This is a genomic window from Micromonospora sp. NPDC002389, assembly GCF_040296095.1.
Taxonomy (GTDB): domain Bacteria; phylum Actinomycetota; class Actinomycetes; order Mycobacteriales; family Micromonosporaceae; genus Micromonospora.
Map to the genome: position 1 here is coordinate 41495 of NZ_JBEOWP010000004.1, position 22213 is coordinate 63707.

Sequence of the window (22213 nt, forward strand, 5' to 3'; positions counted from 1 at the left end):
TACCTCCGCCGTCGATCAGCGGTTGCCGCGCCGGGCGGCGCGCCGCTGGGACTTGATGGTGTCGCGGACCTCGCGTTCGGTCTCGGCGCTGCGTCGGGCGGCGGCGGCCTTGCGCACGCCGTAGCCGAAGGCGGCCACCTTGACCAGCGGGTTCGCCGCCGCGGCCGAGACGACGGTGACCAGGTTGGCGACGTTGGCGCTGATGTTCTGCGCGTGGCTGGTCATGGTGTCGACCTTGGCGAGTTGGAGGTTCACGCCGTCGAGTGACGTCTGCACCTGTTCGAGGGTGACGTTGACGTTCCGCACGGTGGTGTTGACGTCACCGAGCAACGGACCGGTCCGGTCGTTGAGGTCGTTGATCATTTGGGTGGTCGCATCCACGGTGTGCCGCAGCCGCAGGATGGGCAGCGTCAGGATCAGCACCAGCATCGCGAACGCGATAGCCGCGATCAATGCCGCGACCTCCAAAAAGCCCACGCCTGTCCTCCTCAACACGGTCCCGGGACATCACGGCCCACGAGACGTACGACCTTCTCGCCCACGCCGTCACCGGTGGCCCGCCCCGCGCCTTCGGCAGCGGGCGGGCCGCCAGATGCAGACCCTACCGTCCGTGATGACGATCGGCTCAGGACGGTGGTGACGGCGTCAACTCGCCCAGCGGATCCTCGGTCAGCGTCGGGAAGGGATCCTCACCGGTCAGTGACGGATCGGTGTCCGGCTGTGGCCTGGTCCGCTCGTCGTCGATCGCATTGCGGACCTTCACCGACACCAACGAACCGGAGCACTCTTCGGCTGCGGTCGACGGGTCGAGCGAGGGTACGACCGCCGGCTCACCGTCCACCGGCGGCGGTACGCAGGTCGGCTCCCGGACCCACAGGTCCAGCGTCAACTCGTCCCGCCGCCAGCAGGTGTAGCTGCCGTTCTCCTCCTGCTCCGGGCAGTACGCGGGCCGCCAGGGCTGCCAACCGTCGCGGCTGAGCGCGGCCTCGTACACCTGGGCGGTCTCATCCGGCGCCCGCTCGGAGGTGACGGTCCGCTCGCGCAGACGGCAGTCGAGCAGGCACCAGCGGCTGCCGCTGGCGTAGTCCTCCGGCTGCACCGCGGCCCACTCCGGCACCTCCAGTTCGTCGAGCGAGACGAAGACCGGGTCCCGGTTCATCGCCTGCACGCCGAAGAAGGCCGGTACGCCAGCCAGCAGGAGCACGCTGACCAGGGCCAGCAGCAGCGTACGGCGACGCTGACCGGCACCGATCTGCCGACGCGTCTCCGGGTCGGCGTCCGCTGCCTCGTCGTCGGGGCGGTCACCGTCGGAGTCGTCCGGGTCGGTGGGTCGCCGTACCGCCGGCTCGGGTGCGGGCCGGGGCCCGGTCGGGTCGGCGGACGGCACCACGGCGGCGGCCCGGGCCACCGCTGGCGCCTCCCCGGCGCGGGGTGGCGGGGGCACCGGTGCGGCACCGGACGGTTCCGGGCGGGCCGGGTCCCGTTGGGGTGGGGCGGCCCGACCGGCCAGCCGGTCGTCGGGGCGTGGAGCCGACGCGGTGGCGCGGGCCACCGCGGCCGGCGGTTCGCCGGGACCTGCGGCCGGCGGCGACGGGTGGCCGGGAACAGCACCGCCCGCCGGGCCGGCGTCCGGCCTCCCGTGTCCACCGTCAGGTCGTCCCGGACCGCCCTCGGGCCGTCCCGGACCAGCGTCAGGTCGTTGCGGACCACCATCGGGCCGTCCCGGACCAGCGTCAGGCCGTCCCGGACCGCCCTCGGGCCGGGCCGGACCACCGTCGGGGCGACGAGGACCCGCGTCGGGGCGCACCGGGCCGCCGTCGGGGCGGCGCGGTCCCCCCTCCGGAAGGGTCGGGCCGGCGGGCCGGGCGGCACCGCGAGCGGGTCCCGGCGGCATGCCGCCGGGACGGACCGGCCCCGCGCCGGGACCTGCCGCCATCGTGTCGGGGCCCGCCGCACCACGCGGCGGCGCGCCGTCCGGAGGCACCGGACCACGCGGCGCACCGGCGTCCGGGGGCAGCGGTCCACGCGACGGCGGACCGACCTCGGGGCGGGCGGTCCCGCGCGGCGGACCGGGCGGCATGCCGTCCGTCGGCGCGGTGCCGCGCGGCGGACCGGCCGGACCACCGTCCGGGTGACCGGTCGGCCGGGAACGGCCGGTGGGCGCCTCGGGTCCGGGTCGGCCGGTTGCCGCCCCTGGGCCCGCCGGGCCAGGCCCGCCGGGCGGTTCGGCCCGGCCCCGCCCGGCCGGCGGTCCGTCGGGTCGGCCACGTTCGGTCGGTGGCCCATCGGGTCGGCCACGTTCGGTCGGTGGCCCATCGGGTCGACCACGTTCGGCAGGTGGCCCATCGGGTCGACCACGTTCGGCAGGTGGCCCGTCGGGTCGACCGCGATCGGTGGGCGCACCGTCAGGTCGACCACGGTCGGTCGGCGGTGCGTCGGGGCGGCCGCCACCGGGGCGTACCGGCGCGGCGCTGCCGGCTCCGGGGATGGCCGCAGCGGGCCAGCCGGGGATGCCGCCCGTTTCGGTCTGGTCGTCCGGCATCGCGCGGGCGGAGCCGTCCGCGTCACGACGACCACCGAGCATCGCCGTACCGCCGGACGGGGTGCCGCCTGCGTGCCCGGCCGGACCACCGGGCGGGGTGCCGGGCCGCCGCTTGACCGTCGGCAGTGCCGGATCGGTGTGGTGTCCGCGCCCGGCCTGCCGCAGCCAGTCGGCCGGCCGTTCCGGACGCCCGGCCCGACCGTCACCGGGCCGGGCCGCGAACGGCCGCTCACCCGTGTCGCCGGGCCGCGACGCCAAGGGCCGCTCACCGGTGTCACCCGACCGTGCGGCGAACGGTCGTTCGCCGGTGTCGCCGGGCCGGGCCGTGAACGGTCGCTCGCCGGTGTCGCCGGTCGCGGCAGCGCGTCCGGATTCGTCGGCGGCCCGCCGGCCCTGGGGCGGCGCCTCTTCGGTGTCGGCCGCGCGGCGGCTGCGTACCGGCGTCTCGGTCGGCTCGGCGGACCGGCGGCCGGCCGGTGGCGTCGCCGGTTCCTCCGGCGCGGCGCGACGGCCCCGGACCGAGCCGTCGGCACGCTCGGGCGTCGCGGTGCGAACCTCCGGCGGGGTGGCAGGCATCGCCGACGGATCGCCGGACGGCACTCCGGGGATGGCCGGCGCGTTGCCAGACAGCGGGACGATCGGTTGTTCTTCCTCGGGCTCGGCGGCGCGGCGCCGTCCGCCCCGACGGCCGCCCGCCGGCTCGGCCGAGGGCCCACCGGGGACGGCGGGACCACCGGTCGGCCCCGCCACGCCCGATGGCGACGGGCGGGTACCGGCGTCGGTGTCCTGCCCGCTCTCGTCCGCCGCTCGGCGGCCCCGGCGGGGCACCGGGCCAGTGGTGTCGGGCGCAGGCGCGCCGACATGGTGCGGCACGGCCGGGTGGGTGGGACCGTCGGCCGGGTGCGGCGCGGTCGGGCGGGGCCCGGCGGGGCCACCGAAGCGTCCCGCCCGGCCGCCGGCGGTCACGTCGGGGTCGGTGCGGTCAGCGGTACGCGGACCGGCGCCCGACTCCGGCGGCGTCGTGCCCCGTTGGGGACCGCGCGGGACGGTCCGGCGCGCGCTGGCCGGAATCCCGCCGGGCCGACCGGAGGGGTTCCGGCGTGGCGTGGGCTGGTTCGGCGCGGGGCCGGTCGGTCCACCGGTCCCGCCGGGCCCACCCGGGACGTGGCCGGTCGGCCCACCCGGGACCTGGCCGGTCGGCGCACCGGAGACCGGGCCGGACGGCATGGCGGAGACCGGGCCGCCCGGCGCTCCCGAGACCGGCTCGGCGGGCCCGGGACGCCCTCGCCAGCCGGGCGGACCGCCCGCGTCGGCGGCCGACCAACCACCGGTCGGCTCGCCCGTCGGGCCGGCTTCCCGTCGCCCGCCGGGCGGCGGCGGATTCGGAGCACGGTCGCCGGGACCTGCTGGCGACGGACCGGCGGCGAACGGTGGACCGCTCGGAGCACGGTCGCCGGGCCCCGTAGCCGACGGACCGGCGGCGAACGGCGGCCCCCCGCCTGGCCCCGGGGCCGACGGACCGCTCGCGAAGGGCGGCCCACCTGGCGCACGGTCGCCGGGTCCAGCGGGCGGCCGGGGGCCGGGGGCGGGGGGCGCGGCGGCGGGCGGCCGGGGCCCGGCAGCGGGCGGCGCAGCGTGAGGCGGCGGACCAGCGGGCGGCGCAGCGTGAGGCGGCGGACCAGCGGGCGGCGCAGCGTGAGGCGGCGGACCAGCGGGCGGCGCAGCGTGAGGCGGCGGACCGGCGGGCGGCCGGGGGGCCGGTGCGCCCGGCCACGGCCCGTCGACCGGGCGGGAGCGTGGTGGTTCGGCCGGCAGCCGGCGGGGCGGCGCGGCCGGGGGGCCGACGGCCGGATCCGGCCCACCGGGGCCGGACGGCATCGGGGCCCGGCCACCGGGGGCCGGCGGCGGGACGGGCCCGGACGGTGGCGCCGGGGCAGAGCCGGACGGTGGCGCCGGGCGACCGGCGGGCGGCTGGCCCGGACGGACCGGAGGCACCTGCCCGGGCCGGTCGGTGACCGGCGGCGCGGACGGGCCGGGGCGGGCGCCGGGGCCGTCCGGAACCGGGGCTACCCCGTCCGGGCCCAGTTCGCCGCGCTGCTGCTTGGCCGAGCGTAGGTCGTCGATCCAGCCGAAGTCCTCACCGGCGCCCGGCTCCTCCGGAGCAGCCTCGGGTTTGCTCCGGCCCCAGCGGCGGGCCTTGGGACGCCGTTCGTCCGGGCCGTCCTCCGGTCGCTCCGACGATTTCACTGTTGACCCTTCCCGTCGGCGCTGCGGCCGACCTCATCCGCCGCGTGGGCGTCCGTGACCGTGGACGGGCCGCCGTCGACTCCGGACGGCGGCGTCTCGGCCCGGCCCGTCGTCGCTACCCGGTCGCCCGTGGTCTCCGCCGGTACGCGGGCGGGCGCGGGCAGCCCGCGGACGATCCGGCGCAGCAGTGGCAGCCGGGTGGCCACCGATCGTTCCGCACCGTGTTGGCTCGGCTGGTAGTAGTCGGTGCCGACCAGGTCGTCCGGCGCGTACTGCTGGGTGAGCACGCCCCGCTGGTCGTCGTGCGGGTAGCGGTATCCGATGCCGTGGCCGAGCCCTCGGGCACCGGCGTAGTGGCCGTCGCGCAGACCGCGCGGGACCGGGCCGCCCCGACCGGCCCGCACGTCGGCGATCGCCGCGCCGATCGCGGTGGTGGCCGAGTTCGACTTGGGGGCGGTGGCCAGGTGGATCACCGCCTGGGCAAGGTTGAGCTGGACCTCGGGCAGCCCGACGTACTCGACGGCGTGGGCGGCGGCGGTGGCGACGCCGAGGGCACTCGGATCGGCCATGCCGACGTCCTCGCTGGCGAAGATGACCAGCCGACGGGCGATGAACCGGGCGTCCTCACCGGCGACCAGCATCCGGGCCAGCCAGTGCAGCGCGGCGTCCACGTCCGACCCCCGCATGCTCTTGATGAACGCGCTGGTCACGTCGTAGTGGGCGTCACCGGCCCGGTCGTAGCGCACGGCCGCGGTGTCCACCGCCCGCTCGGCGGTGGCCAGGTCGATCCGGCCGGTGCCCAGTGCGGTCGCCGACCCGGCCGCCGCCTCCAGCGCGGTGAGCGCCTTGCGGACGTCCCCACCGGCCAGCCGGACCAGGTGGTCCTCCGCCTCCGGTTCGCAGTCGAGCGCGCCGCCGAGGCCACGCTCGTCGGTCAGGGCGCGACGCAGCAGTGCGCGGACCGCCGCGTCGTCGAGGGGCTGGAGGGTGAGCAGCACGCACCGGGACAGCAGCGGGGAGATCACCGAGAAGTACGGGTTCTCCGTGGTGGCGGCGAGCAGCGTGACCGTACGGTCCTCGACGGCGGCGAGTAGGGAGTCCTGCTGGGTCTTGCTGAACCGGTGCACCTCGTCGATGAAGAGGACGGTCGGCGGGCCACCGGTACGCCGCTGGCGCCGGGCGGTGTCGATCACGGCCCGGACGTCCTTGACCCCGGCCGAGAGCGCCGACATGGCCACGAACCGCCGGTCGGTGGCGGCGGCCACCAGGTGGGCGATGGTCGTCTTGCCGCTTCCCGGCGGCCCCCACAGGATGACCGACATCGGCGCGCTGCCGGCGACGAGTTGCCGCAGGGGCGCTCCCGGGGCGAGCAGGTGGTCCTGACCGACGAGTTCGTCCAGGGTGGCCGGGCGCATCCGGACCGGAAGCGGCGCGTCCGGACCGACCGGGGTGAAGCCGCCGACGCCGTCGGAACCCGTCGGCGCACCGGGTGCTGCCGTGGGTTCACTGAGGGTGAACAGGGCGTCGGACTCCATCACCCGAACAGTACCGGGCTCGGCCGACAACGCCGGAATCGCGCTGCCGGCCGAGCCCGGGATGATCGTTCTCGGTCAGCCACGCCCGGGACGGCGACCCCGGTACCAGCGGCCACCACCGCCGCCCCGGCTGCCGAAGCCGGCCAGGTGGAGCGCGAGCAGCAGCAGGCCGATCAGCACGAGGGTGTTCCAGTTGAACAGATCCGGTGCTCCCAGTTTGCTGTCCAGCAGGTCGAGCAACAGGGCGAAGCCGAAGACCGCGGCGGCGGCGATGGCGAGCATGTCGTTCCTCCGGTGGGGGTTCCAGTAGGTTCGGCGCGGGATGTACCCGATCGGTCGGCTCGCCAATCTCCACCGTGGATGCCGGCCGCCCCGCAGCGTCCCCACCTAGGCTGTTCCCGTGCTCATCGCTGCCGAGGTGCTGGTCGGCCGGGAGGCGATCCTGGCCGCCGTGGACCACCACCCCTTCTTTCGGCACACGGTGCCGCGCCACGCCCCGGTGCGCGGTTGGCGACACGACGGGGCGGTGTGCTGGCTGCTGTCGTCGGCCCAGTCGACGATCTGCGCCGCCGTCGGGACGCCGGGCGCGGCCGTCGAGTTGGTCGGCGCGCTGGCCGAGGAGCGGACGCTCGACCCGGGCCAGTGGGTGCACCTGCCCCGGCTGGATCCGGCCACCGACCGCGCCGGTGCGGCCGTGGCGGCGTACCAGGACTGGGATTTCCTCTGGACGACCGGCGCGCCGCCGCCGCAGCCCGGCGAGGAGCGGGTGGTCCGCCTGCGCGCGGCGGACCACCCGGCCCTGGCCGAGCTGGTCGACGAGGCGTTCCCCACCAGTACGGCTCGGCCCGGCGGCACCGGGATCGTCGACTGGTACGGCGTCCGCGACGGCGACCGGCTGATCGCACCCGCGAGGAAGTCGGTTTCCTGGCCGGGCTGGCGGTCTCCCCGACGCACCGCAACCGGGGGTTGGGCGCGGCGTTGACCGCCGGCATGACGCGGGCGTTGTCGTCCCGGTACGACACGGTGGCGCTGGGCGTCTATCCGGACAACGTCGGCGCGATCCGGCTGTACCGGCGGCTCGGCTACACCGGCGCCTTCCCGCTCACCTCGGTCCGCCTCGCCGGCGGGGCGGACCCCCCGCCGGACGCCTGGGCGGTCCGCCAGGCCGGCAGGTAGAGCGGCGCGGCCACGGCCAGCACCACCGCGCCGACCAGCATCGCCGTGCCCACCCCGGCCCGGTCGCCGACGAAGCCGAGCACCACCCCGCCCAACGCCCCCGCCGGCATGGCCACCATCGAGTTCACCGAGATCACGCTGTTGCGGTAGGGACCGTCCACCTGCCGGTGCAGCAGTCCCATGTGCAGCGGATTGGACGCGCCGTGCACGGCGTAGCAGGCGAAGAAGGCGATCAGCACGCCGACCGGACCGGCGAACAGGGCCATGCCGACGACCGTGACTCCCTGCACGATCCGCAGCAGGGCGGCACCGGGTGCGGCCCCCAGCCAGCGGATCAGCAGCGGGGTGAGCGCCGCACCGCCGGCCGAGGCCAGCCAGGCCACGGTGCTGGCCGGGCCGAGCAGGGCGGCGGCCCGGTCGGGGTCACCCACCACCTCGGCCAGCCGAACCGGCAGCAGACCCTCGAAGGTCATCATGCCGAAGCCCCAGAACAGCTCGACCGCGACCAACGCGAGCAGTACCCGGGAGCGGCGCAGCAGACCGAACGCCTCACCCACCATGCGCGGCGCCGCGCGGACCGAGGACCGCAGCGCACCCGCGCCGGCCGCCGGACGCTGTTCCACCAGCAGCGCCAGCAACGCCACCAGCGCGACCACCTGCAACAGGACCGCGACCACGATCGGCGTGGTGAGCGCGCTGACCGGACCCACCGGGCCCAGGGCCACCAGCCCACCGCTGAGCAGGGCGCCGGCCGCCATGGACAGGCCGAGGACCGTGCCACCCTGACCGAGCCCCTTCTCGTACGCGGCGTCCGGGTCGGCGGCGAGCGTGCTGTTGACGTACCAGGACTCCAGCGGCCCGCTGTCCAGGGCACGGAACACGCCCTGCAACGCCCAGACGGCGGCCAGCAGGGCGAAGGAGTCGGCGACCACCAGCAGGGCCAGCGACACCAGGCCGACCACGTTCGCCACCACCAGCACCGGCCTGCTGCCCAGCGCGTCGGCGAACCCTCCGGTCGGCAGTTCCAGGGCGAGCACCACCGCCCCCTGGGCGGCGACGGCCAGGCCGATCTGGGTCAGGGTCAGACCCCGCTCCTGCATGAGCAGGATGGTCACCGGGATCATCAGACCGACCGGTAACCACCGGAGCGCGTGCAGCACCAGGAAACGACGGCGGATCTGCAGCGCGGAGAGACCGCTCGTCATCGTTTCTGCCCCATCAGCAACGGGTGGCTGGCCAGGACGACCTGCACCTGCTCGGCGTCGGGCGCGTCGGGGTCCGCCTCGGCGTGGTAGCGCTGGAGGATCTGCAACAGCTCGGCCTGGAGTTCCTTGAGCCGGGTCGCCGGGATGGTCAGGAAGACGTCGCTCATGCCGAAGGCGTCACGCCACTCCGTCGACCACTGGTCGCGGACGGCGAACCACCGCTCCGCGTGCTCGACGAAGAGGCGTACCTGCTCGGTCTGGAGCCACTCGACGGCGGCCCGCGCGTCCGGGTCGTCGTCGAAGTCGGTGTTCTCCCAGCTCGTGACGTCGTGCGCGGCCCGCCACCAGCGTTGCCGCCCGCTACCCCGGTCGGGCTCCTCGACGACCAGGCCGACCTCGGCCAACTGACGCAGGTGGTAGCTGGTCGCGCCGGTGTTGGTGTCCAGCAGCTCGGCGAGGGTGGTCGCGGTCGACGCCCCCGTCACCCGCAGCGCACCGAGCAGTCGGGTACGCAGCGGGTGCGCCAACGCCCGGACCTGCCGATGATCGATCCGCACCCGGCGCGGTGCGGGCTTCTGCACGTCTTCCATGACCGCACGATAGCTCTGCACAATCTCTATGCACAAGTTCTGTGCATAGAGATTGTGCATGCTGCCGAAGCGTTGTTGATCGAGTTCGGGCTCAGGCGGCGAGAAGCTCGGCGACACCGCGCAGCCGCGTCCGCAGGAGCACGGCGGCGCGGGCGGAGTCCAGGCGTACCTCGGTGGAGCGGCGCACCCCGACTGCGGGCCCGGTGGTGATCCGCAGGGCGCTCGGGTCCAGTCTGTCCCGCCGGGCCACCAGCAGACCCAGCTCGGCCCGGCTGACCGCGTCGGCACCTGCCACCTCGACGGCCGCGCAGGCGACATGGGCCGCCCCGTCGGCGGTGACCGCCCAGTCGGCGTACCGGTAGGGGGTGCCGACCACGGCGTCCGGGCGTACCCGTGTGACCAGCTCGCGCACCGCGGCCCGGTCGGTCACGTCGACCCGGTGTGACGCCACACCGGGGACCTCGACCCGCCCCGAATAGTGCGTGCCGACCACGTCCCACCCGGTAGCGACCGCCCGGCGGCACACCTCACGGCCGAGGAACCCGCTGCCACCCACCACCAGCAACCTCACCGGCCTGCTCCCCCTGGACCGCTCCGCGACGCGTCGCGAGGTCGGCGGGGTGCTGCCCCGCCGACCTCACGCGACGTCGGTCAGGTGGGGTCGGCGACCGGGGCGGCCGGGCCGGCGGTGCCGGTGTGCGGGACCTGGGCGGGCTTGGGCTTGGCGTCGATGCCGGCCTCGGCACGCTGCTGCCCGGTGATCGGGGTGGGCGCGCCGGTCAGCGGGTCGAAACCGCCCCGCGTCTTCGGGAAGGCGATGACCTCGCGGATCGAGTCGACACCGGCGAGCAGCATGCAGACCCGGTCCCAGCCGAACGCGATTCCTCCGTGCGGGGGCGGGCCGTAGCTGAACGCCTCCAGCAGGAAGCCGAACTTGTCCTGCGCCTCCTCGGGCGTGATGCCGAGCAGCTCGAAGACCCGCTGCTGCACGTCGCGGCGGTGGATACGGATCGAGCCGCCGCCGATCTCGTTGCCGTTGCAGACGATGTCGTACGCGTAGGCCAGCGCCCGGTCCGGCGCCTCCTCGAAGCGGTCCATCCACTCGGCGTTCGGCGAGGTGAACGGGTGGTGCACGGCCGTCCAGCCACCATCGTCCGTCTTCTCGAACATGGGGGCGTCCACCACCCAGCAGAACGCCCAGGCGCTCTCGTCGACCAGGCCGGCCCGCTTGGCGATCTCGATCCGGGCCGCGCCGAGCAGTTCCTGGGCCTCACGGGCCTCCGGGCCGGCCGCGAAGAAGACGGCGTCGCCCGGCTTGGCGCCGACCGCGTCGGCCAGCCCGGCCAGGTGCTCGGCGGAGAGGTTCTTGGCCACCGGCCCGCGCGGCTCGCCGGTCTCGGCGTCCAGCACCACGTACGCCAGCCCCTTGGCGCCGCGCGCCTTGGCCCAGTCCTGCCAGCCGTCCAGCTCCTTGCGGGTCTGGCCGGCGCCGCCGGGCATCACCACCGCGCCGACGTAGCCGCCCGCGTCGATCGCCCCGGCGAAGACCCGGAACTGGGTGCCGCGCAGGTAGTCGGTCAGCTCGGTCAGCTCCACGCCGTAGCGCAGGTCCGGCTTGTCCGAGCCGTACCGGGCCATGGCGTCGTGCCAGGTGATCCGCGGGATCGGCCGGGGGATCTCGTACCCGGCCAGGTCGGACCAGAGGGCGGCGGCGATCTCCTCACCGAGGTCGATCACGTCGTCCTCGGTGACGAAGGACATCTCGATGTCGAGCTGGGTGAACTCCGGCTGCCGGTCGGCCCGGAAGTCCTCGTCGCGGTAGCAGCGGGCGATCTGGTAATACCGCTCCATGCCGCCGACCATGAGCAGTTGCTTGAACAGCTGCGGGGACTGCGGCAGCGCGTACCAGCTGCCGGGTTGCAGGCGGACCGGGACCAGGAAGTCGCGGGCGCCCTCCGGGGTGGACCGGGTCAGCGTCGGCGTCTCGATCTCCAGGAAGTCCCGCTCGTGCAGCACGCCACGGGCGAGCTGGTTGGCCCGGGACCGCAGGCGCATCGCGTGGGCCGGGCCGCCCCGGCGCAGGTCGAGGTAGCGGTACTTCAGGCGGACGTCGTCACCGGCCACCACCTGGTCGTCGATCGGCAGCGGCAACGGGGCGGCCTCGGAGAGCACGTCCAGCTCGGCAGCGGTCACCTCGATCTCGCCGGTGGGCAGCTCCGGGTTCTCGTTGCCCTCAGGGCGGCGGGTGACCTCACCGACGACCTTGACGCAGTACTCGTTGCGCAGCGCGTGCGCGTCCTCCTCGCGGAAGACCACCTGGACCACGCCGGAGGCGTCGCGCAGGTCGACGAAGATGACACCGCCGTGGTCGCGCCGGCGGGCCACCCACCCGGCGAGCGTCACCGTGGTGCCGGCGTCCGTCGCGCGCAGGCTGCCGGCGTCATGGGTACGGATCACGACGTGCGTCTCCCTCGTCTGGCTCTACGTCCGTTGCTCCCGGCATTCTGTCAGCCCGCACCCGCCCTCGTTCCCCCGGTGTAAGGAAGGGCCCCCTATTAACGCCTCGTGCATAGCAGGGGTCCCCTGCTAACAGCAGCGCGCCGGGCAGCGTTAGCAGGGGACCCTTCCTATACCGCAGGCGTTAGCAGGGGTCCCCTCCTTACAAAGCCGGGCGGGCCGCCGGAGGAGGAATCCGGCGGCCCGCTGGCGGAGGAGAAGGTTCGCGGGAGGAGATCAGTAGACGCTGACGCCGTACCGGCTCAGCACCGGCCCGATGGGCTGGAAGAAGGTGGTGCCGCCGATGCTGCAGTTGCCGCTGCCGCCGGAGGTGAGGCCGAGCGCGATGGTGCCACTGAACAGCGAGCCGCCGCTGTCACCCGGCTGGGCGCAGATGTTGGTCCGGATCAGGCCGCGCACCTGGCCCTCGGCGTAGTTGACGGTGGCGTTGAGGGCAGTCACCGAGCCGCCGCGGACACCGGTGGTGCTGCCGGAACGCTGCGCCGACTGGCCGACGTACGCGTTACCGGAAGCGGTGATCTCCTGGTAGGTGCCGTTGTAGAGGTAGACGTTGCCCGGCTGCACGACGCTCTGGTTGGCGTAGCGGACGATGCCGTAGTCGCTGCCCGGGAAGACGCTGCCGGTACGCGAACCGAGCAGCGCGGTCTGCGCCGAGTTGCTGTACCAGTTCGCGGCGATGTTGGTGCAGTGGCCGGCGGTCACGAAGTAGTAGGTGCTGCCGGCCCGCACGTTGAAGCCGAGCGAGCAGCGTCCGCCGCCCTGCGCGTAGATCGCCTCGCCACCGGAGATACGGGTGCTCAGCACACCGGCCTGGGCCTCGATGCGGACGGCGCCGTTGGTGCGCGCGGCGGCGGCCTTGACCCGCTCCAGCTTGGCGCCGGTGACGGTGCTGTCGACGGAGACGACGACCTGGTTGGTGGCCGGGTCGGTCCACCAGGCGGTGCCCGGGATCGCGGCGGAGCGCTCCAGCACGGCGGTGGCCCGGTTCAGCTCGGTGGCACCACGCGTGACCAGCTTCGGGGTGGCGCCGGCGGCGGCCACCTGGCGGGCCGCGACGGCGTCGGTCACCGCGACGACCATGGCGCCGCTGGCGTCGGCGTAGGCGCCGGCCGCGCGGTCACCGAGGCGGTCGGCGAGGGCGGCCGCGGCGTCGGGTGTGGCGGACGCGGGCGCCGCCTGGGCCGGGGCGCCGGCCAGTACGCCGGCGACCAGAGTTCCGGCGGCGGCGACGGAGACGACGCGGCGAAGCATTGACCTTGTGGGTCGCATGTAACAGCCTCCCGGTAGGGGGTTTCATGCCCTGTCACGTCGACAGGGGCGGGGGCAACTCAGCCACCTGGGGAAATGACCAAGCGAGGGAAAGTATTCACACATTTAAGATCGTCAACAACCCCCGAGTCCGGCCGAATCGACCAACCACCCCCAAGTAATCGCTGCGCAACATTGTGGACACAGACGGTCATCTATACGCTCTGGTCACCGCCGCCACCCGGCAACCGTGAACCGGAGGCCACCATGACCCTCGTCCGACGCGCGCTGGCCACCCTCGCCGGCGTCACCGCCCTCGTCCTACTCACCACCGCCCCCGCCCTGGCCGCACCCGGCCCGCCACCGACCTCGATGGCCAGCCTCGGCGACTCGATCACCCGGGGCTTCAACGCCTGCGGGTGGTACGTCGACTGCACCAGCCGGTCGTTCAGCACCGGCGACGACGCCACGGTCAACAGCCACTACCTGCGGATCCGCCGGGCCGAACCGGCGATCAACGGCCGCAACCACAACGCCGCCCGCACCGGCGCGAAGTCCGCCGACCTCAGCGGCCAGGCCGGCACCGCGGTCAGCCAGGGAGCCGGGTACGTGACCATCCTGATCGGCGCGAACGACGCCTGCACCGGCTCGGAGTCGGGCATGACCTCGGTGGCCACCTTCCGGGCCAACATCGACTCCGCGCTGAACCGACTCAGGACCGGCCTACCCAACGCGCGTGTCTTCGTGATCAGCATTCCGGACGTGCACCGGCTCTGGACGGTCGGCAAGGACAGCGGCAGCGCGCGTACCGCCTGGTCGTTGTTCGGGATCTGCCAGTCGTTGCTGGCCAACCCGACCTCCACCGCGCAGGCCGACGTGGACCGCCGCAACCGGGTCCGGCAGCGGGTGGTCGACTTCAACGGCCAGCTCGCCGCGGCCTGCGCCGCGTACGGGTCGAACTGCCGGTACGACGGCAACGCCGTCTTCGGCTACCCGTTCACCCTCTCCCAGCTCTCCGGCTGGGACTACTTCCACCCGAACGCCAGCGGCCAGCAGGTCCTGGCGAACGTCTCCTACCCCGCCGGTTTCGCCTGGTAGCCACCGGAGACCGGCCCGGCGACAGCACCGGGCCGGACCTCGGAAACCGGCCGGGCGTCATCGTCGGCAAGCGGCCGGGCGTCACCGTCGACGGGCGCCCGGCCCCGGACGCGGCATCACGTCACGCGGCTCGGTGACGTGGTGCCCGTCCGCGCAGTGCAGTTCCGCCCGAATCTCGGCGCCGCAGTCGCGGTGTCCGACGCTGAGCGGCGGCCCCTCCGGGTCGGCGAGATAGCGGTCCCCCCAGGCCAGCACGGCGACCAGTACCGGCCACAGGTCCATCCCCTTGGCGGTGAGCCGGTACTCGTGCCGCAGCCGGCTGCCCGGCTCACGGTACGGCTCGCGCCGGAGCACTCCCTGCGCGACCAGTGTGGCCAGCCGGTTGGTCAGCACCTGCCGGGGTACGCCGGTGCGTACCCGCATGTCGTCGAAGCGGCGGACCCCGCTGAACACCTCGCGGAGCACCACCAGGGTCCACTTCTCGCCGAGGATCTCCATGGCGCGGGCGACCGTGCAGTTGTCGATCGACCAGTCCAGTGCCACGGGTCTCATGCCCGCCAGGCTAGGTCTGATTGACAGACCCAGCAAGCACTGACAGGCTGCGTCCATGACGCAGACGCAGGGTGCGACGCGCAGCCGCACCTTCTCCTGGTCCGACCCGGGTCTCAACGCCGCCCAGGTCGGCCAGCGCAGCGGACTGGAGCTGCTCCGCGCGATGATCGCCGGAGAACTGGCCGCCCCACCGGTGATGCACCTGATCGACATGTCCCGGATGGAGGCCGAGGAGGGCCGGGTCGTCGTCGAGCTGGAACCGCAGGAGTTCCACTACAACCCGCTCGGCACCGTGCACGGCGGCGTGCTCTCCACGCTGCTGGACACCGCCGCCGCCTGCGCCGTGCACACCACGCTGCCGATCGGCGTGGGCTACACCTCGCTGGACCTGAACGTGAAGTTCCTCCGCCCGGTGACCGTCCGCTCCGGGACGCTGCGCTGCGAGGGCACCGTGCTGCAACGCGGTCGGCGGACCGCCCTGGCCGAGGCCCGGCTCACCGACGGGCAGTCCCGCCTCGTCGCGCACGCCACGTCGAGCTGTCTGCTGCTCCCCCTGGAGCGAGGTTAGGAAGGGACCCTTCCTATACACGAGGCGTTAATAGGGGGCCCTTCCTTACACCCAGGCCGCCCGGGGTGCGGACGTCGTCGAGAGAGCCAGCGACGTCCGCGCCCGGGGCCTCAGCTCACCAGCGGCCGCAGGTCCGCCGCAGGTGGCGTCCACTCCCCCGCCACCGCGACGATCTGCTCACCGGAGCGGATGTCCTTCACCTCGTCGGGGGCACCCTCCGCGCCCGGGAACCAGACGTACGGGATGCCGCGCCGCTGCGCGTACCGGATCTGCTTGCCGAACTTCGCCGCGCTCGGCGACACCTCGGTGGGTACGCCCCGCGCCCGCAGCGCCTCGGCGACCCGGTTGCTGGCGGGCCGCAGCTCCTCGGTGGTGACCGCCACCAGCACGCAGGTCGGCACGGACCGGGACACGGTCAGCGCCTCGGCGCCGAAGAGCAGCCCGAGCAGCCGGGTCACCCCGATCGAGATGCCCACCCCGGGGAAGCGGGTGGTCCCGGCGCTGGCCAGGTTGTCGTACCGGCCGCCGGAGCAGATCGAGCCGAACCGCTCGTACCCGATCATCTGCGTCTCGTAGACGGTGCCGGTGTAGTAGTCCAGGCCCCGGGCGATGCGCAGGTCGGCCACGCAGAGGCCGGGCGAGTGCGCGGCGGCGGTCTCCACCACGGCGGTCAGCTCGGCGACGCCCTCGTCCAGCAACGGGTCACTGACCCCGAGCGCGCGGACCGCGTCGGCGAACGAGGCGTCCGGCGCGGAGATCTCGGCCAGCGCCAGGCACGCCTTGGCCTGCGCCTCGCTCGCCCCGGCCGTGGTCGCCAGCAGCTCCGTCACACCGGCCGGGCCGATCTTGTCGAGCTTGTCGACCGCGCGCAGCGTCGCCTCCGGGTCGGTCAGCCCGATGCCCCGGTAGAAACCCTCGCAGATCTTGCGGTTGTTGACCTGGATGCGGACCGGCGGGATCGGCAGCGCCCGCAGCGCGTCGCCGATGACCAGCGGCATCTCCGCCTCGTGGTGCGGGGCCAGGGTGTCCCGGTCGACGATGTCGATGTCGGCCTGGAGGAACTCGCGGTATCGCCCCTCCTGCGGACGCTCGCCCCGCCACACCTTCTGGACCTGGTAGCGGCGGAACGGGAACTGGAGCTTGCCGGCGTTCTCCAGCACGTACCGGGCGAACGGCACGGTCAGGTCGAAGTGCAGCCCGAGGGCGTCGTCACCGGCCGGACCCTCCGCATCGCCCTGGAGGCGCCGGATCACGTAGACCTCCTTCGAGGTCTCCCCCTTGCGCAGCAACTGGTCCAGCGGCTCGACGGCGCGGGTCTCCAGCGGCGCGAAGCCGTACAGCTCGAAGGTGGACCGGATCCGGTCCAGGACGTACTGCTCGATCATCCGCTGGGCGGGCGTCCACTCCGGGAAGCCGGAGATGGGCGTGGGCTTGCTCATGATGCTCCTTCGGCACCCGCGCGGCAGGCGCGGGGAGGTCCTGGTCCGCGGCGACTACAGGCCGCGGGTGGGGGCCGCCGGTCGTCCGCCGCCCGTCCCGGCCACCTCGACGAGGTACGGGTTGGTGGCGCGCTCGCGGCCGATGGTGGTCGTCGGGCCGTGGCCGGGCAGCACGACGGTGTCGTCGGCGAGCGGGAGGATCTTGTCCCGCAGGCTGGTGATCATCGTCGGCATGTCGCCGCCGGCCAGGTCGGTGCGGCCGATCGAGCCGGCGAACAGCACGTCACCGGAGAGGCAGATCTGCTCCGCCTCCCAGGGCGAGCCGGCGCCGGGCAGCCGGAACAGCACCGACCCGCCGGTATGGCCCGGTGCGTGGTCGACGGTGATCTCCAACCCGGCGAGGCTGAGCGTCGTGCCGTCGGCCAGTTCGGCGACGTCCTCCGGCTCGGCGTACGGCAGCCGGCCACCGAAGAGCTGGGTGAGGTCCATCGACAGGGCCTTCGTCGGGTCGGCCAGCAGTTCCCGGTCGGCCGGGTGCACGTACGCGGTGATGCCCCGCGCCCCGCACACCGGTGCCACGGAGAAGGTGTGGTCCAGGTGCCCGTGGGTGAGCAGCACGGCCGCCGGGTGCAGGCGGTGCTCGGCGAGCAGCGCGTCGAGCCGGTCGATCACCCCGATGCCGGGGTCGACCACCACGCACTGCTCCCCCGGCGCGGCGGCGACCACATAGCAGTTGGTGCCGAAGGCGTCCGCGGGAAAGCCGGCCACGAGCACGTCCGCTCCCCTTCCGTCGAGTCGTCCTCGCCAGCAGCCTACCGGCGTTCCGGGCGGGCCCGGACCGCTCGGTCCCACCGGCGCACAGGGGCAGTGACGGATTCCGATGCGGATGTGCACCGACCTCGTACACGACTTTCCCAGCCGGTACCCGTACACTCTGGCGGGCGTGTGGCGTGGCGCACCTGCCGCCCGACGGGTACGCGACCACCAGGTGACGACCAGGGTAGAGGAAAGGGGAGCACGGGTGGCTTCCAGCAGGGACCGGCAGCGCAAACTGGCGCGGGCCAAGCTCGACCGGCAACAGGCCCGCCGGGCCGCCACCGTCAGGCGCCGTCGGCGCATTCGAGCCGGTGTCGGCACCGCCCTGATCCTCGTGCTGGTCGTCGCCGGTTCGGCGTGGGCGCTGGGCGCCTTCGACAGCGAGCCGACGCGGGACACCGCGAACGACGAGGTCTGCCTCTGGACCCCGCAGAACACCGAGGGCAACCCGAACCTCCGCCAGGTCGGCGAGCCGGCCGCCACCGGCCTGCCGGTGACCGGCACCCGGCCGATGACCATCACCACCAACCAGGGCGACCCGATCTCGGTCGAGCTGGACCTGGCGAACGCCCCGTGCGCCGCCGCGAGCATCGCCCACCTGGCCGGGCAGGGCTTCTACAACGACACCAAGTGCCACGAGATCACCGCCGACGGCGCGGTGCGCTGCGGCGACCCGAGCGGCACCGGCCTCGGCGGCCCGTCGTACTCGTTCTACAACGAGAACGTGCCGACCGCGCCGGAGGCGTCGCCCAGCCCGTCGCCGGACTCACCGCCCACGTACCCCAAGGGGACGGTGGCGATGATCAGCAACCCGCCGGGCGCCAACGGCAGCCAGTTCCTGATCTTCTTCGAGGACTTCACCACCGCCGAGCCGGCCTTCCCGGTCATCGGCCGGGTCACCGGCGGGTTGGACGTGGTGGAGAAGATCGGCGCGCTGCCGACCGTGGAGAATGAGGCTGGCGAGAAGGTCAAGCCGAAGGACGACGACGTGGTCATCCAGAGCCTGACCGTCGGCGAGCCGGGGCTCGACCCGGCGTCCCCGCCCGAGCCGACGCCGGCGGGCGCGGCAAGCCCGGCGGCCTCCGGCTCACCCGAGGCCAGCGCGAGCGCCGGCTGACCCGAACTCGGCGGTCTCACCCACCGCAGCGGGATCCACATACAGTCCAGGAGGATCGAGGCGTGACGTCCACCAGAGAGCGGCAGCGCGCGGCGGCCCGCGCCCGGCTCGAGAAGGAGATGGCCGAGCGGTCGACGCGGGCGCGCAAGCGCCGCCAGACCCAGGCGGTGGTCGGGGCCGGAGTGGTCCTGCTGCTGGTGGTCGCCGGCACGGCCTGGCTCGCCACCAACCTGATCGGCGACGACAGTGGCGGCGACACCGCGGCCCAGGGCGGCAGCACCGCGGAGTGCGGCTGGGTGGAGATCCCGGCGGGTGAACGGACCCCGACGACCAAGGACGTCGGGCTGCCGGACACCCAGCAGAGCCGGGTCGGTACCCAGACCATGACGATCACCACCAACCTCGGCCCGATCACCGCCCGTATCGACCGGGCTGCCGTGCCCTGCACCGCGGGCAGCTTCACCCACCTGGCCGAGCAGAACTTCTTCGACAACACCAAGTGCCACCGCCTGGTGACCGAGGGCATCAAGGTGCTCCAGTGCGGCGACCCGAGCTCCACCGGTGACGGCTGGCGGGAGACCGACGGCACCGGCGGCCCGGCGTACCGCATGCCGGAGGAGAACCTGCCCACCGACAAGCGCCCGCCGTACGAGGCCGGCGTCATCGCGATGGCCAACTCGGGCCAGCCGGCCAGCACCGGCAGCCAGTTCTTCATCGTCTACGGCGACTCGCCGCTGGACCCGAACTACACCGTGCTCGGCACGATCACCGACGGCATGGACATCGTCAACGACGTCGCCAAAGCCGGTGACGACGGCGCGTTCGCCCAGCAGGCCGGTGGCGGTCACCCGAAGAAGGAGATCGTCATCACCGACCTCACCATGAGCGCGGCGGCGGGCTGAGCCCCGCGCGTACGACGAAGCGCCCGCCGGCTGAGCCGGCGGGCGCTTTCCGTTGTCCGTGCGTACGCCTCAGGCGCCGGAGGTGACCCGGTAGGCGTCGAAGACCCCGTCGACCTTGCGGACGGCGGCCAGCAGGTGCCCCAGGTGCTTCGGGTCGGCCATCTCGAAGCTGAACCGGCTCACCGCCACCCGGTCCCGGGTGGTGGTGACGGTGGCGGAGAGGATGTTGACCCGCTCCTCGGAGAGCACCCGGGTGACGTCCGCGAGCAGCTTGTGCCGGTCCAGCGCCTCCACCTGTATGGCCACCAGGAACGTCGAGGCGGAGGTCAGCTTCCAGCTCACCTCGACCACCCGTTCGCCCTGGGCGCGCAGGTCCTCGGCGTTGGCGCAGTCGTCACGGTGCACGCTGACCCCGCCGGAACGGGTGACGAAGCCGAACACCGTGTCCGGCGGCACCGGGGTGCAGCAGCGGGCCAGCTTGATCCAGACGTCGCTGACGCCCCGCACGACCACACCCGGGTCATGGCTGGAGGCCCGGCTGCGCGGCGGCCGGGTGGCCACCGCGGTCTCCGCGATGTCCTCGGCCGCACCCTCCTCGCCGCCGTAGGTGGCCATCAACTTCTGGACCACCGACTGCGCGGAGACCTGGCTGTCCCCCACCGCCGCGTACAGCGACGCCACGTCGGCCAGGTGCAGGTCCCGGGCGATCGCCATCAACGCGTCCGAGGTGAGCATCCGCTGCAAGGGCATGCCCTGCTTGCGCATGGCCTTGACGATCGCGTCCTTGCCCTCCTCGATCGCCTCCTCGCGGCGCTCCTTGTTGAAGTACTGCCGGATCTTCGTCCGCGCCCGGGGGCTCTTGACGAAGCCCAACCAGTCCTGCGTCGGGCCGGCCGTCTCCGACTTCGACGTGAAGATCTCGATCACGTCGCCGTTGGACAGCGTGGACTCCAACGGCACCAACTTGCCGTTGACCCGCGCCCCGATGCACTTGTGCCCCACCTCGGTGTGCACCGCGTACGCAAAGTCCACCGGCGTCGACCCCGTCGGCAACGGGATCACGTCGCCCTTCGGGGTGAAGACGTACACCTCCTGGCTGGACAGGTCGAACCGCAACGCGTCCAGGAACTCGCTCGGGTCCGCCGCCTCCCGCTGCCAGTCCAGCAACTGCCGCAGCCAGGTCATCTCGTCGATGTGCGCCGGCGGCCCGACGATCTGGGTGCCCTTCTCCTTGTACTTCCAGTGCGCCGCGATACCGAACTCCGCCGTACGGTGCATCGCGTACGTGCGGATCTGCATCTCCACCGGCTTGCCGGTCGGCCCGATCACCGTGGTGTGCAGCGACTGGTACATGTTGAACTTGGGCATCGCGATGTAGTCCTTGAACCGCCCCGGCACCGGCTGCCAGTTCGCGTGGATCACACCCAACGCCGCGTAGCAGTCCCGCACCGTGTCGACCAGGATCCGCACACCCACCAGGTCGTAGATGTCGTTGAAGTCCCGACCCCGCACGATCATCTTCTGGTAGATCGAGTACAGGTGCTTCGGCCGACCCGTCGTCTCCGCCTTGATCTTGGCGGCCTTCAGGTCCACCTGCACCTTCTGCGTCACCTGCCGCAGCAACGCCTCGCGCTGCGGCTGATGCTCCCCGATCAGCCGGTTGATCTCCTCGAACCGCTTCGGGAACAGCGTCCCGAACGCGAGGTCCTCCAGCTCCCACTTGATGGTGTTCATACCCAGGCGGTGGGCCAGCGGGGCGAGGATCTCCAGCGTCTCCTTGGCCTTCTGCTCCCGCTTCGGCGCGGGCAGGAAGGAGAGCGTCCGCATGTTGTGCAGCCGGTCGGCCAGCTTGATCACCAGGACGCGCGGGTCCTTGGCCATGGCGACGACCATCTTGCGGATCGTCTCGGCCTTCGCCGCGTCGCCGAGCTTGACCTTGTCGAGCTTGGTGACGCCGTCGACCAGCAGCGCGACCTCGCCACCGAAGTCCGTGCGCATCTGGTCCAGCGAGTATTCGGTGTCCTCGATGGTGTCGTGCAGCAGCGCGGCGACCAGCGTGGTGGTGTCCATGCCCAGGTTGGCCAGGATGGTGGCCACCGCCAGCGGGTGGGTGATGTACGGGTCGCCGGACTTGCGGTACTGACCCGAGTGCCACCGTGCGGCGGTGTCGAAGGCACGTTGCAGCAGCCGGGCATCCGCCTTGGGGTGATTCTCCCGGTGTGACGAGATCAGCGGCTCCAACACCTCGCTGACCTGCGAGGACTGCCACGGCGCGTTGAACCGCGCCAGCCGCGCCCGGACCCGTCGGCCGGTGGGCGCGTTGGAGAGCCCGAATCCGCTGCTCGGCAACGGGTCACCGGTGGCCGCGACGGAGCCGCCGTCGGCCGCGCTGGGGACCGCCACGTCGCCGCTGGGGCGTACCGCACCGGGCGCCCCGGCCACGGCCGGTGTGGCACCGTCGGGGTCGGTCAGCGAGCCGTTCGCGTCACCTGTCGGGTGCACCGTGCCCTCCACCGGAGGGACGACATCGTGGGACACCGGCCTCCTCACCGCTCGCCGGGGAACCACCGACCGTGCGTCGGCCGGTGGGTCTCGCGCCTCTCGGACGGCTCACCGTCCGGTCAGCAATGGGCAATGCTACCCGTACCGACGGTGCCCTGC

19 protein-coding genes are annotated in these 22213 nt (G+C 73.4%); 6 read left to right on the top strand and 13 right to left on the bottom strand.

From position 1 onward, the window contains the following. Positions 1 to 15 precede the first annotated feature (15 nt). The 4 genes from ABT008_RS09100 to ABT008_RS09115 form a co-directional block, all read right to left on the bottom strand. Entirely contained in the window at positions 16 to 477 is a 462-nt protein-coding gene (locus ABT008_RS09100) for a DUF948 domain-containing protein (protein WP_350695009.1), read from the bottom strand. Positions 478 to 625: 148 nt separating this feature from the next. After that, positions 626 to 1252: a hypothetical protein gene (locus ABT008_RS09105; protein ID WP_350695574.1), complete on the bottom strand. Its 627-nt coding sequence runs from the start codon at positions 1250 to 1252 to the stop codon at positions 626 to 628. A gap of 3533 nt (positions 1253 to 4785) precedes the next feature. Beyond that, positions 4786 to 6324, bottom strand: a complete 1539-nt coding sequence (locus tag ABT008_RS09110) for a replication-associated recombination protein A (protein WP_350695011.1) — start codon at positions 6322 to 6324, stop codon at positions 4786 to 4788. Positions 6325 to 6399: 75 nt separating this feature from the next. Then, the gene (locus ABT008_RS09115) at positions 6400 to 6606 is read right to left on the bottom strand and encodes a hypothetical protein (protein ID WP_117229288.1); all 207 of its coding nucleotides are present in this window, start codon (positions 6604 to 6606) and stop codon (positions 6400 to 6402) included. 118 nt (positions 6607 to 6724) lie between these two features. Here ABT008_RS09115 and ABT008_RS09120 point away from each other — a divergent pair, with 118 nt between their 5' ends. Both ABT008_RS09120 and ABT008_RS09125 read left to right on the top strand, forming a co-directional pair. After that, the gene (locus ABT008_RS09120; protein ID WP_350695621.1) at positions 6725 to 7306 is read left to right on the top strand and encodes a hypothetical protein; all 582 of its coding nucleotides are present in this window, start codon (positions 6725 to 6727) and stop codon (positions 7304 to 7306) included. After that, positions 7258 to 7500, top strand: coding sequence for a GNAT family N-acetyltransferase (locus tag ABT008_RS09125; protein WP_350695575.1), 243 nt, complete (start codon positions 7258 to 7260; stop codon positions 7498 to 7500). The genes ABT008_RS09120 and ABT008_RS09125 overlap by 49 nt, the downstream gene beginning before the upstream one ends. Here the strand turns inward: ABT008_RS09125 and ABT008_RS09130 are convergent. The 5 genes from ABT008_RS09130 to ABT008_RS09150 all read right to left on the bottom strand — a co-directional run bounded on the left by ABT008_RS09130 (position 7407) and on the right by ABT008_RS09150 (position 13081). Then, entirely contained in the window at positions 7407 to 8705 is a 1299-nt protein-coding gene (locus tag ABT008_RS09130; protein ID WP_350695013.1) for an MFS transporter, read from the bottom strand. The two genes, ABT008_RS09125 and ABT008_RS09130, sit on opposite strands and share 94 nt — an antisense overlap. Beyond that, positions 8702 to 9295, bottom strand: a complete 594-nt coding sequence (locus ABT008_RS09135) for a helix-turn-helix domain-containing protein (RefSeq protein WP_350695014.1) — start codon at positions 9293 to 9295, stop codon at positions 8702 to 8704. Before ABT008_RS09135 ends, ABT008_RS09130 begins: the two co-directional genes overlap by 4 nt. A gap of 91 nt (positions 9296 to 9386) precedes the next feature. Continuing rightward, the gene (locus ABT008_RS09140; RefSeq protein WP_350695015.1) at positions 9387 to 9866 is read right to left on the bottom strand and encodes an NAD-dependent epimerase/dehydratase family protein; all 480 of its coding nucleotides are present in this window, start codon (positions 9864 to 9866) and stop codon (positions 9387 to 9389) included. A gap of 80 nt (positions 9867 to 9946) precedes the next feature. Continuing rightward, positions 9947 to 11752, bottom strand: coding sequence for an aspartate--tRNA ligase (gene aspS / locus ABT008_RS09145; protein WP_350695017.1), 1806 nt, complete (start codon positions 11750 to 11752; stop codon positions 9947 to 9949). Between the two features lie 276 nt (positions 11753 to 12028). Beyond that, the gene (locus ABT008_RS09150) at positions 12029 to 13081 is read right to left on the bottom strand and encodes a S1 family peptidase (RefSeq protein WP_350695018.1); all 1053 of its coding nucleotides are present in this window, start codon (positions 13079 to 13081) and stop codon (positions 12029 to 12031) included. Between the two features lie 246 nt (positions 13082 to 13327). Here ABT008_RS09150 and ABT008_RS09155 point away from each other — a divergent pair, with 246 nt between their 5' ends. Continuing rightward, positions 13328 to 14158, top strand: a complete 831-nt coding sequence (locus tag ABT008_RS09155) for an SGNH/GDSL hydrolase family protein (RefSeq protein ID WP_350695020.1) — start codon at positions 13328 to 13330, stop codon at positions 14156 to 14158. Between the two features lie 81 nt (positions 14159 to 14239). Here ABT008_RS09155 and ABT008_RS09160 read toward each other — a convergent pair whose 3' ends face one another. Beyond that, the gene (locus ABT008_RS09160; RefSeq protein ID WP_350695022.1) at positions 14240 to 14710 is read right to left on the bottom strand and encodes a winged helix-turn-helix transcriptional regulator; all 471 of its coding nucleotides are present in this window, start codon (positions 14708 to 14710) and stop codon (positions 14240 to 14242) included. 55 nt (positions 14711 to 14765) lie between these two features. Here ABT008_RS09160 and ABT008_RS09165 point away from each other — a divergent pair, with 55 nt between their 5' ends. After that, positions 14766 to 15278, top strand: coding sequence for a PaaI family thioesterase (locus ABT008_RS09165; protein ID WP_350695024.1), 513 nt, complete (start codon positions 14766 to 14768; stop codon positions 15276 to 15278). A gap of 110 nt (positions 15279 to 15388) precedes the next feature. On the opposite strand, the gene hisS is transcribed toward ABT008_RS09165, so the two are convergent. Further along, positions 15389 to 16717 carry a histidine--tRNA ligase gene (gene hisS, locus ABT008_RS09170; RefSeq protein ID WP_350695025.1) on the bottom strand — a complete coding sequence of 443 codons (1329 nt, stop codon included), beginning with the start codon at positions 16715 to 16717 and terminating at the stop codon, positions 15389 to 15391. A gap of 54 nt (positions 16718 to 16771) precedes the next feature. Continuing rightward, a complete protein-coding gene (locus ABT008_RS09175) occupies positions 16772 to 17491 on the bottom strand; it encodes an MBL fold metallo-hydrolase (protein ID WP_350695027.1) in 720 nt (239 codons plus the stop codon). A 247-nt stretch (positions 17492 to 17738) separates the two neighbouring features. Here ABT008_RS09175 and ABT008_RS09180 point away from each other — a divergent pair, with 247 nt between their 5' ends. Together ABT008_RS09180 and ABT008_RS09185 are read left to right on the top strand one after the other, a co-directional pair. Then, on the top strand, positions 17739 to 18650 hold the full coding sequence (locus ABT008_RS09180; protein ID WP_350695029.1) for a peptidylprolyl isomerase: 912 nt from the start codon (positions 17739 to 17741) through the stop codon (positions 18648 to 18650). 62 nt (positions 18651 to 18712) lie between these two features. Then, positions 18713 to 19552: a peptidylprolyl isomerase gene (locus tag ABT008_RS09185; RefSeq protein ID WP_350695030.1), complete on the top strand. Its 840-nt coding sequence runs from the start codon at positions 18713 to 18715 to the stop codon at positions 19550 to 19552. A 69-nt stretch (positions 19553 to 19621) separates the two neighbouring features. Here ABT008_RS09185 and ABT008_RS09190 read toward each other — a convergent pair whose 3' ends face one another. Then, positions 19622 to 22066 (bottom strand): RelA/SpoT family protein, encoded by a 2445-nt coding sequence (locus tag ABT008_RS09190; protein WP_350695577.1) that lies wholly within the window; start codon positions 22064 to 22066, stop codon positions 19622 to 19624. Positions 22067 to 22213 lie beyond the last annotated feature (147 nt).

Excerpts from the sequence above, each read along its gene's own strand:
- ABT008_RS09110 (WP_350695011.1), bottom strand. The coding sequence starts at position 6,324 with ATGGAGTCCGACGCCCTGTTCACCCTCAGTGAACCCACGGCAGCACCC.
- ABT008_RS09115 (WP_117229288.1), bottom strand. The coding sequence starts at position 6,606 with ATGCTCGCCATCGCCGCCGCCGCGGTCTTCGGCTTCGCCCTGTTGCTC.
- ABT008_RS09130 (WP_350695013.1), bottom strand. The coding sequence starts at position 8,705 with ATGACGAGCGGTCTCTCCGCGCTGCAGATCCGCCGTCGTTTCCTGGTG.
- ABT008_RS09135 (WP_350695014.1), bottom strand. The coding sequence starts at position 9,295 with ATGGAAGACGTGCAGAAGCCCGCACCGCGCCGGGTGCGGATCGATCAT.
- ABT008_RS09150 (WP_350695018.1), bottom strand. The coding sequence starts at position 13,081 with ATGCGACCCACAAGGTCAATGCTTCGCCGCGTCGTCTCCGTCGCCGCC.
- ABT008_RS09155 (WP_350695020.1), top strand. The coding sequence starts at position 13,328 with ATGACCCTCGTCCGACGCGCGCTGGCCACCCTCGCCGGCGTCACCGCC.
- ABT008_RS09160 (WP_350695022.1), bottom strand. The coding sequence starts at position 14,710 with ATGAGACCCGTGGCACTGGACTGGTCGATCGACAACTGCACGGTCGCC.
- ABT008_RS09165 (WP_350695024.1), top strand. The coding sequence starts at position 14,766 with ATGACGCAGACGCAGGGTGCGACGCGCAGCCGCACCTTCTCCTGGTCC.
- hisS (WP_350695025.1), bottom strand. The coding sequence starts at position 16,717 with ATGAGCAAGCCCACGCCCATCTCCGGCTTCCCGGAGTGGACGCCCGCC.